Here is a 9,391-nt window from a genome sequence, read left to right as displayed (position 1 = left end):
GGAATCGCAGAATTTACCGAGACTATTGATGGGGTAGTTTGAACAACATTTAAACTGTTAGCCGTGGGGGATGGACAAGTGCAAGGTTTGTGAATGTTAGGGTTATTATCATTTTGGTAATTCACAAATAATCAAGCTCCTTTGCGTAAGATAATTTTTTATCCTATATAAAACGTAGCTTTTTTGTATCTAAGTTATTTTTAAAGAGAAGTTGAATATTGTTGGTCAGTTAACTTTTAAAAGCATTTGATACTCTGGGATTTAAAAGTGCATCTGATAAATATATATGAATGTTTTTTAAGGACATTACTGTAAGTTTGGAAACATAATAAAATCGTTATTTGAAACTGTTCATGAAAAAAGAGCACCATCGAAAGTGCTCTTAGAAAATACATTTTATATTCTGTTTTGAGCTACGATTTTAATATTCTCTGGTGGAATGATATCTTGAATTTTTTCTTTTAAATCTACTTGGACCATTTCTTCAAGATGTTCAAGTGAAACTTCAAAGTTTATACATTCCGCAGATGCGATGCTTAATAAAGAATAATTTTCATTCTTTTTAACGACAAGATATTGCGATTGATCTGTTATTACTATACACCCTTGTTGAATGCCTAATTTACGATCGTCTTCAAAAGTCATAAATGTTTCTCCTTTTATATGTATTGCCGATAAATAGTTTACTACATAAATACATTGGCTCATATTGAGAAACCTTACATTAGTATTACAATTTCATACGGTTTCTGAATATCTTATGGGCTAGTAATACGGAGAGTGTAAGAAGGTTCAATTGAATATTTAACAAAATCCTTATTTGAAAACAAGAAGCCCTAGAGTTAGGGCTCTAGGGCTTCTTGTTTTGGTATTCTCACATGGTTTTTCAAAAAGAATAGAACATATTGAAGATAACAAGTGAATGTTTCATAAATGTATCAAACAAGTGAACAAAATTGTTATTGTAGAAGTAGTAGAAATGAAGTTTCTATTAGTTAAGTGCGTAAAAGGTATTATTTCCAGTAGATAAAATGCGCATGGGGCACCTAATCATTATTATACCAGAAGAAAAGAATATGTTATGAACTTCGGTGAATGAAAAAATGAATATTTCACTTTAAGCGAAGTTAATGAAAATAAAAACTTCATTTTAGTAGGTGAGGAGGATGAATGATGGTTGTAGAAGCAAAGGTGAAATTTGAATTAGATGAAGAACAAAAATTACAGTTTCAAAATGTAAGAGAAAATGAAGGGGAACAAGAAGCGTTTTACTTTCTAGAAGAATTGATAATGAAAGAGATTAATTTAGCTGAATTTTTGGAGATGGAGTATAAGGATAAAGAATAGCATTTCAGTCAAATCAAAAGGGGGAACCTGTGATGGAAGTAGTGGAAATCGAAGGCCAGTTATCAATATTTGATATAGGTTAAACAAAATTTAAACTGTACGAAGTCTTAGAAGCGAAATACCTAGAACATCATAACAAATATAGTTGACTATGTTTGTCAAATTTTGTCGGATTCTTTAGAAAAGTAGTATTGCAGAGAGAAACACAATGATTTGGAAAAGATTATTATACGGGACTTATTAAGAGAATGTAGGAATTGATAAAGCTTAACAAAATAGTTATTTTGCATAAAAAACAGGAGTGCGTGACCAAAGCACTCCATGTCGCTAATGACAACACCTATAAAAGTATATGAATGATTTTCATAAATATGTTGTTAAAACTTGAAACAAAATAGTTAGTTATTTGAATAGAAAGAGATTCAAGAATTATAAGGTGAAAAGCGTCATGTATTATCCATTGTAATTAAATATTCATAGTATGAAAGATGGAAGACAAAATATTTACAGGATGAGGTGAATATAGGATGTTTTTTGATTTTTTTTATAATAAAATGCAAATGCGCCCTTTAGGAGGATCGGGGCCTGCACAAAGTACTATACAAGCAGTTCATCAGGCTATACAAGCACAACAACAAGCACTGCAATCACAGCACACGCAACAAAGTTATACCCCAGCACAATCATATTATTCTTTACAACCTTATACCCCAGCACAATCATATTATTCTTTACAACCTTATTACCCAGCACAATCGTATTACCCAATGTAGATTATCCAGAATAGAATATTCTTTTTATTGATTTCGTATGAAACTATATATTTTTTATAGTAATAAAAATAATAAAGTGGATTTAAATAAAAAAGGGTACACATATAAGTGTGCATTTAGATTAACAGGATTGAACGTATGGACTGGATTGCCCTATACAATATGCTTGTCTAATTAGAAGGTGAAGTTTTTTTATAATATCAACGGAAAATCAACAAAAACGCTATAGTAGTAAATAAATAAAAAAGGACCTGCTGTGGGAGAACAGGTCCGTTACAAAAATGCCTATGAGGAAAATCAATGTCACCAATATAGTATCAATAAACGAGAATTCATTTCAGGTGCTAAGTATTGAGAAATAAAAAATATTTGGCGCAACAAAGTGGTCAACTTTATTAGCTAACCACCTGTTACACAAAAGAAAATTAGGCCCTGCAAGTTAGGATGTGTAACTTAAAGTTACAGTTATAGTGTAAGCCAGATTTGAAATGTTATACGAAAGTTATTTTGATAAAAACCTCATTTTGTAGAAATAAGGAAAATAAAAAAAGTACTATGCATAAGTGCTCTTTAAGAAAGGAGGTAACTCTTTAAGCGGAACGTTCAGGTTAGAAATATATGATGTGAAAAGGAAATGAGAACAAAATTTCATTTTAGATTTAATACAAAAGAGCAGCTAGCAAAAGCTAACCGCTCTTCAGAAAAACATTAAGAAGGAAGTTCAGAACTCAAGTGTATTTATAGTATGGACATAATTTGAAGGTCTATTCAGAAAAAATTATAAAGAGCAACCACTCAGGTTGCTCTACAGATAGGAGATAACTCAGTGAACAAAATGAACACGTTAAAAATGTATGTAACAAATAGAAAAATAAGAACAAAAAAGCAGCTAGCAAAAGCTAACTGCCCTGGTGAATAAGAAGAACACAATGGTCATTCGTATTCAACCTTGGTGTACTTATATTGTTAACACTTTTTAGAAATTTATTCAATAAAAGAGCAGCTAGCAAGAGCTAACTGCTCGACTCTCGACCAAGAGAGCTAGAGTGGGAAGAATTTAAAGCTGACTTTTTAAAGTCGTATATAGTATCGGTGAAATTTAGAGATTTATTCGTGTAAAGCATAAAAAGAGCAGCTAGTAAAAGCTAGCTGCTAAGCTTTCGGGTATGAAGGGGAATCAGAAACTGTATATACATTATTAACGGAATGTTGTGTTTTATTCAGTAGTAGCCTAATTTGCTACTACTTGATCTTGATCTGCAACATCAGAATCAAATGTATTCGTTGCACTAACACCATTAAAATTATTAACGATAAAAGCGGCATTGGAACCGCCCGAGCCATTATAAGATTTTGTATTTGCTTTTGGAGAAACGTTATAAAAATCACCTAAGTTGAAAGAACCGTTACTGGTTTGTAAGACAAGGTTTCCAAGAATAGCTGGCATAGCTTTCACCTACTTTCTTAGGGAGTATTTAAATTAGTATATGGTGTATGTGTCTAGAGGTTCATTTGAAACGGAGAATTTTGAAATGAAGTTTGATTGAAAACTGAATAAAATAATCACTTGAATAGAAAGCGAGTTAAAAGAATAGAAAAAGAACACCCAGGAAAGCGTTCCTTGATCAAGACTCATATCGAAAAAGCGAAAATGTGACAGCGATATATATTATATAAGTTTTGAGTGTATGTGCAAGTTTAAAACAAAATTCTTATTTGAACAGAAAAAAAGACCGCATGGGAAAGCGCTCTTTGACCAAGATATATTAAAAAGTATCGGCAATTAAATTTTATGTATGTTTTCAGTTTATGTGCAAGTCTGAATAAAATCTTTATTTTATCAATTTATAGGTTGATACAGTTCCCCAAACGAAAAGAACCAAGTAAAAAAGTCTTTGTAGTAGACCTGCAGGTAAGGGGAAAAGAAAAACAAGTGAGATAAGGATAGTTATTACTATTAAGCTTAGTAAACAGAAATATGTCCATTTTCTAGTTTTTTTAAGATTCTTAGCAAAAATAAATAGTCCTGGAAATACCGTAAGCATGCCTATCCAAACTAGAATGGAATGTCCAATTAGGTTTACATCTGCAGGAATTAATCCTGAAACTATAGTAGAGATTCCTATTATAAGTATAAAAAATGTTGCTATTCTATTAATTCTTGTTTTTTCTAGATGTTGTGAAATATATAGTACTCCAATACAAAATGTTATTCCATTAACAATAAAGAGTATATTCATCCCAAAATGATTAGGGGAGCATATTTCATACGGAGCTATTTCGTAGGTGAATTCTCCGCAGGTTGTTACACCTAGATCACTCATTGCATGATGCAAATAGTTATAAGGTGCTGTAGAAGTGAAAATAAAGAAAGGTTCAATTAAAAAGTATAGACAAGTTGCAATCCAGCTAAATAAGCCAATTTTATTTGATATATACATTAGATACCTCCTTTGAAAAAAAGTATATTTCCATTATAGGTGGTTACATCATCAAAAGTGAAAATTTTCAAGTTGAAAGTCGATAACTCTGTTCAATAATATAGGATTTTCTAGAAAAATGTGATTAGCGGAAAGACGTATAAAAAATGGATGGGGCAGAACCTAACAAAATAGTTATTTGAATTAGTTTTATTAATAAAAAGAGCACACTTGTATATGTGCTCTCAATAAGGTAGATGAATGTCTCATGAAACAGAAAAATCCAAAAAGTTGTAATCAGATTTTCATGAGTAAATTTTTAATATTGTATTCCTTATGTGAATTTATGGAGCCTGTCATTAAAGAAACGATGCGAGTTGGAGTTTTAACCCAAACGATATTTCATAATAAGCGAAAAGGAGCACACATATAAGCATGCTCTTTGATAAGAAAGGTAGATCTCTATGAGCGGAGAGACTACATACAATATCCATATGTTTGTTTCTTTTAAATGTGAAGAAAAAATCAACAAAAGGTCAATGTAAACTCAATAAAAATTCAACAAAAACGCTATTTTATTAGACTGCGAGATGGTGATATGAGTCTTACTTTTATAGAGATATTTGTAGGTCGTGAGAGTAGTACCTTCACGACTTACAATATCCCTAATTCCTTTAATGGCGTTTCTAGTTATTTTAATAAAATTTCATGTTCTGGTTCTAAATGGATTAGTATGTGAGCACGATTAAATTGTTTCTTAATATTTTTCTCTATCCGATCACATAATTCATGGGCAGTTTCAATGTTATAGTGAGATGAAACGACAAGATGAAAATCTATGTATTCAGTTGGACCAGAACGTCTTGAACGAAAATCATGAAACTCAATATATTCATCTCTATAAGATTCTATAATTTTTATGATTTTTTGTTCCTCTACTGGTAATAAACGTGCATCAATTAATGGGGGAAAGGACTCCTTCATTGATTCGAAGGCTTCAGTCATGATATAAACAGCTAAAATAATTCCAATGATTGGGTCTAGGAAATACCATTCTGTTATACTAACTAAAAGTAAGCTGATTGCAACACCTAAAGAAGTGTATACATCAGTGAGTAAATGTAGTGCATTAGATTTCATTGCAATAGAATTTGTTTTTTCAGCAGTTCTGTTAACAATTCGTGATACTACAAAATTGATGAGTGCTCCAATCAACATAACAACTATTCCTAAAAATGGGAGATGAATGGGTTCGGGGTGTATCAATTTAAGGGTACATTCATAAATAATCCAAAAACCAGCTATAAAAATTAATAATGTTTCGATTGTTCCAGAAATATTTTCTACTTTTCCATGTCCATAGGGATGTAATTTATCCGCTGGTTTATTTGAAATTCGGACAGAAAAGAAAGCGATGATTGAAGCTAATAAATCTAAAGAGGAATGAATTGCTTCGGAAAGAATAGCTACTGAACCAGTAAAAATACCAATAACAACTTTTAAAATGACGATAAAAGTGTTACTTAATACTGACGAAAAAGCTACTTTTGATGAATTCATTGTTACATATCCCCCCTACCTTTTATTAATTATTTTTTATGTTATCAGTTCAATATACAGTGGGTCTATAGCAATCTTTTTGCAAAAGACAATAAAAATTGAAAAGGTTTCAATATGTTTCCCGTGGGCATATTTAATTGTTAACCAAAAAATTGAAATATAAGTTAATAAAATGAATTAAAGACAGGGAATAAGAGGTGCCTAGTGCTTTTGATAAGTTATCTTCGGTGCAAAACTAAAAGCAGCTAGCAAAAGCTAGCTGCTAAGCCTTCGGGTATGAAGGGAAATCAGAAACTGTATATACATTATTAACGGTATATTGGGTTTTATTCAGGTGTAGAGGGAAATAAATAAATTTAGGCTGTTCCAACTTGGCTTTGGTCGGCAACATCAGAATCAAATGTGTTTGTTGCACTAACACCGTTAAATGTATTAAGAACAAAAGCGACATTAGATGAACCCGAACCATTATAAGCTTTTGTATTTTCTTTTGGAGAAACGTTATAAAAATCACCTAAGTTGAAAGAACCGTTACTATTTTGTACAACCATATTTCCGACAATAGATGGCATAGCTTTCACCTTCTTTCTTAGGGAGTATTTATATTAGTATATGGTGTATGTGTCTAGAGGTTCATTTAAGTTTGAAAATTCAAAGATATAGCTTGTGAAAAACTTAATAAAATAATCCTTTGTGCGACACGTTTCCTCATAAGTGTGCAAACACGAAGTAGGAGGGTTATCAATTTGATAACAACAACTGTTTGACTGAAAGTAGGAATGAAAGCCGTCATGTTGAGCTGAAACTACTTATCTAATACTCCTACATGCAAGGCGTGATAGTAGTCACAAATTGTATGAAGCTAGGTGAAGTCGGCTGAACAAAACCTAAGTGAGAAATCATATGGTAATGGATAGGTCGGGATGCTACAAAATATCTATGGTGAGAATGTCTAAAATAACGGACTGGCGAACTTGCGAATGTACGGGTCTAAATTATTAATACAATAGAAATTTGTATGTCGTCAATGATGACGTTATCTACCGAAAAGTAAGAGTAAAGGATACGAAATTCGGAACATCTAACGATGAGGGTGTAAAGATAACAGGCTTAAAGCAAGCACCTAAGGATATATGTATAGCTAAGTCAATCGGAACGTGGTAAGCAAGAAACTGTCACCAACGCCTACTAGCGGACAGATGCATATAAGGTTCTAACGAACCGAAATTGCTTCATTCTTGTGAAGGTGGGGACAAAGTACCGACGAAGCATGTAGCGAATGTGGAGGGATAGTCCCTAGTCTTGTTCTTTGAAAACTAAATTAACTAGATGTAACTCACAGGATCGAGTAAGATGATGGGACTTTTCGTAAGAAAGGGGAAATAATACATCGGTGAGTACAACATTACGAAATGCAGAATATTACGATATGCAAAAAGTGTTTGATGATTTATACCAACGTAGTGAAAATAACGCTACTAAAGGTGTAAATCTATATAAATACATCATATCAAAAGAAAATATTCTATTGGCATATAGAAGTATAAAGGCTAACAGTGGTTCTAAAACTGAAGGAACAGATGGTATCACAATCGACCATTATAAAATGGAAGATGTAAATTCCTTCGTTGACGATATTAGAAAAACTCTCACAAATTACAAACCAAATACGGTACGTAGGATAGAAATACCTAAACCTAATGGGAAGAAACGCCCATTAGGAATCCCTACAATGAGAGATAGATTGATTCAACAAATGTTCAAACAGGTTCTAGAACCAATATGCGAGGCAAAATTCCACAAGCATTCATATGGATTCAGACCTAACAGGTCAACACACCACGCAATGGCTAGGTGTCAATATCTGATAAACAGAGGAAGATTTAGTCACGTAGTAGACATTGATATACAAGGTTTCTTTGACAACGTGAACCATTCCAAGTTATTAAAACAACTATACAACATAGGCATAACTGATAAAAGGGTGCTGACAATTATCTCTAAAATGTTAAAAGCACCAATCAAAGGAAAAGGTATTCCTACAAAAGGAACTCCGCAAGGAGGAATCCTAAGCCCATTACTTAGTAATGTTGTATTAAACGATTTGGATTGGTGGATATCTAGGCAATGGGAGAATATTAAAACAAGAAGACCATACACAACAGCAACCAAAAATCCATTGCTGATAAAAACAAAATTGAAGAAAATGCATATCGTTAGATACGCAGATGATTTTAAAATATTTACTAACAATCATCAATCTGCAATCAAAATATTCCATGCAGTAGAAGGTTATCTTAAAAATCAATTAAACCTTAATATATCTAATGAAAAATCGACTATAACTAACCTAAAAAGAAAATCTTCCGATTTTCTGGGGTTCTCTATCAAATCTGTTAAAAAGCGCGAAAGATATGTGGCAAACACACATGTAAGCGAGAAAAAGAAAAAGGATATCCTTGAAAAAGCAAAGACAAGGATTAAAGCAATTCAAAAAAGCCCATCAGGGAAAACAGTACAGGACTATAACTCTTATGTACTTGGTATAAAAAATTATTACAAAATTGCAACACATGTAACTATAGACTTTGCTGAAATAGCCTTTCGTCTCTCGAAAACTTTGTTTAATCGTCTAAAATCAATAGGGAAATATAAGATTCCTACCAATGTGAATGCATTATACAAAAGAACTCATAGGAACAATTATAGAACCTTTGAAATAGCGGGCAATCATGTATATCCACTAGCGGACATACAAACACGATTCCCTCAAAGTTTTAGTCAAGACATATGCAATTACACTAAGCAAGGAAGACAAAAACTCATCAAAAGCCTAAAAGGTAACATTGCCAATGAAATGCAAAAGATGTTGCTATCCTCCAATAAAGGACAAAGCATGGAGTATACAGATAACAGAATATCCAGGTATTCCATGCAAAATGGTAAATGCGCTGTCATCGGAATCTTCTTAATAGCTGAAGATGTGCACTGTCACCATAAAATACCGAAAGGTATGGGAGGAACTGACGAGTTTAATAACCTGATTATTGTACATGAATTTGTCCACAGATTGATTCACGCTACAAATGACGAGACGATTAGAACATATATGAGAATTCTTCAATTGAACGATAAACAATTGAAGAAAATAAACAAACTCCGTAAAGCTTGTAATCTAGTTACTTTAGTATAAAAGGATAAGATGGGGCGCTGTATGCGATGAAAGTCGCACGTACAGTGCTAAGCGGGGGAAAAGATGGAGATAACTTCAAAGTCTTACCTATCGCAACT

Annotated in this window: 9 protein-coding genes; 4 read left to right on the top strand and 5 right to left on the bottom strand. The window is 32.5% G+C overall.

Going from position 1 to position 9,391, the window contains the following annotated elements:
* Positions 1-396: 396 nt before the first annotated feature.
* Complete coding sequence (locus tag ACTJJY_RS31430) at positions 397-645, bottom strand: hypothetical protein (protein ID WP_000141879.1); 249 nt, start codon at positions 643-645, stop codon at positions 397-399.
* Positions 646-1,173: 528 nt separating this feature from the next.
* Between ACTJJY_RS31430 and ACTJJY_RS31425 the strand changes: the two genes are divergently transcribed.
* Both ACTJJY_RS31425 and ACTJJY_RS31420 read left to right on the top strand, forming a co-directional pair.
* The gene (locus ACTJJY_RS31425) at positions 1,174-1,347 is read left to right on the top strand and encodes a hypothetical protein (protein ID WP_016110069.1); all 174 of its coding nucleotides are present in this window, start codon (positions 1,174-1,176) and stop codon (positions 1,345-1,347) included.
* Between the two features lie 527 nt (positions 1,348-1,874).
* A complete protein-coding gene (locus ACTJJY_RS31420) occupies positions 1,875-2,120 on the top strand; it encodes a DUF3947 family protein (RefSeq protein ID WP_098618468.1) in 246 nt (81 codons plus the stop codon).
* A 1,231-nt stretch (positions 2,121-3,351) separates the two neighbouring features.
* Here the strand turns inward: ACTJJY_RS31420 and ACTJJY_RS31415 are convergent.
* The 4 genes from ACTJJY_RS31415 to ACTJJY_RS31400 form a co-directional block, all read right to left on the bottom strand.
* Positions 3,352-3,567, bottom strand: a complete 216-nt coding sequence (locus tag ACTJJY_RS31415) for a spore germination protein (RefSeq protein WP_001110933.1) — start codon at positions 3,565-3,567, stop codon at positions 3,352-3,354.
* 385 nt (positions 3,568-3,952) lie between these two features.
* Positions 3,953-4,561 carry a DUF998 domain-containing protein gene (locus ACTJJY_RS31410; protein WP_000275956.1) on the bottom strand — a complete coding sequence of 203 codons (609 nt, stop codon included), beginning with the start codon at positions 4,559-4,561 and terminating at the stop codon, positions 3,953-3,955.
* A 669-nt stretch (positions 4,562-5,230) separates the two neighbouring features.
* The gene (locus tag ACTJJY_RS31405; RefSeq protein ID WP_440607408.1) at positions 5,231-6,100 is read right to left on the bottom strand and encodes a cation diffusion facilitator family transporter; all 870 of its coding nucleotides are present in this window, start codon (positions 6,098-6,100) and stop codon (positions 5,231-5,233) included.
* 356 nt (positions 6,101-6,456) lie between these two features.
* Positions 6,457-6,672: a spore germination protein gene (locus ACTJJY_RS31400; RefSeq protein ID WP_001139346.1), complete on the bottom strand. Its 216-nt coding sequence runs from the start codon at positions 6,670-6,672 to the stop codon at positions 6,457-6,459.
* A gap of 442 nt (positions 6,673-7,114) precedes the next feature.
* On the opposite strand from ACTJJY_RS31400, the gene ACTJJY_RS31395 reads away from it, so the two are divergent.
* Both ACTJJY_RS31395 and ltrA read left to right on the top strand, forming a co-directional pair.
* Positions 7,115-7,264 carry a hypothetical protein gene (locus ACTJJY_RS31395; protein ID WP_165773209.1) on the top strand — a complete coding sequence of 50 codons (150 nt, stop codon included), beginning with the start codon at positions 7,115-7,117 and terminating at the stop codon, positions 7,262-7,264.
* A 229-nt stretch (positions 7,265-7,493) separates the two neighbouring features.
* Positions 7,494-9,293 carry a group II intron reverse transcriptase/maturase gene (gene ltrA / locus ACTJJY_RS31390; protein WP_440605206.1) on the top strand — a complete coding sequence of 600 codons (1,800 nt, stop codon included), beginning with the start codon at positions 7,494-7,496 and terminating at the stop codon, positions 9,291-9,293.
* The last annotated feature ends 98 nt before the right edge of the window (positions 9,294-9,391 follow it).

The sequence above is a fragment of the Bacillus sp. 22475 genome (assembly GCF_052044835.1).
Classification (GTDB): domain Bacteria; phylum Bacillota; class Bacilli; order Bacillales; family Bacillaceae_G; genus Bacillus_A; species Bacillus_A cereus.
The sequence above is the reverse complement of the archived record's forward strand: the minus strand, read 5'-3'. Positions and strand labels throughout refer to the sequence as shown.

Bases quoted from the DNA above. Each gene is read 5' to 3' on its own strand.
- ACTJJY_RS31430 (WP_000141879.1), bottom strand. From the start codon at position 645: ATGACTTTTGAAGACGATCGTAAATTAGGCATTCAACAAGGGTGTATA.
- ACTJJY_RS31425 (WP_016110069.1), top strand. From the start codon at position 1,174: ATGGTTGTAGAAGCAAAGGTGAAATTTGAATTAGATGAAGAACAAAAA.
- ACTJJY_RS31420 (WP_098618468.1), top strand. From the start codon at position 1,875: ATGTTTTTTGATTTTTTTTATAATAAAATGCAAATGCGCCCTTTAGGA.
- ACTJJY_RS31415 (WP_001110933.1), bottom strand. From the start codon at position 3,567: ATGCCAGCTATTCTTGGAAACCTTGTCTTACAAACCAGTAACGGTTCT.
- ACTJJY_RS31410 (WP_000275956.1), bottom strand. From the start codon at position 4,561: ATGTATATATCAAATAAAATTGGCTTATTTAGCTGGATTGCAACTTGT.
- ACTJJY_RS31405 (WP_440607408.1), bottom strand. From the start codon at position 6,100: ATGAATTCATCAAAAGTAGCTTTTTCGTCAGTATTAAGTAACACTTTT.
- ACTJJY_RS31400 (WP_001139346.1), bottom strand. From the start codon at position 6,672: ATGCCATCTATTGTCGGAAATATGGTTGTACAAAATAGTAACGGTTCT.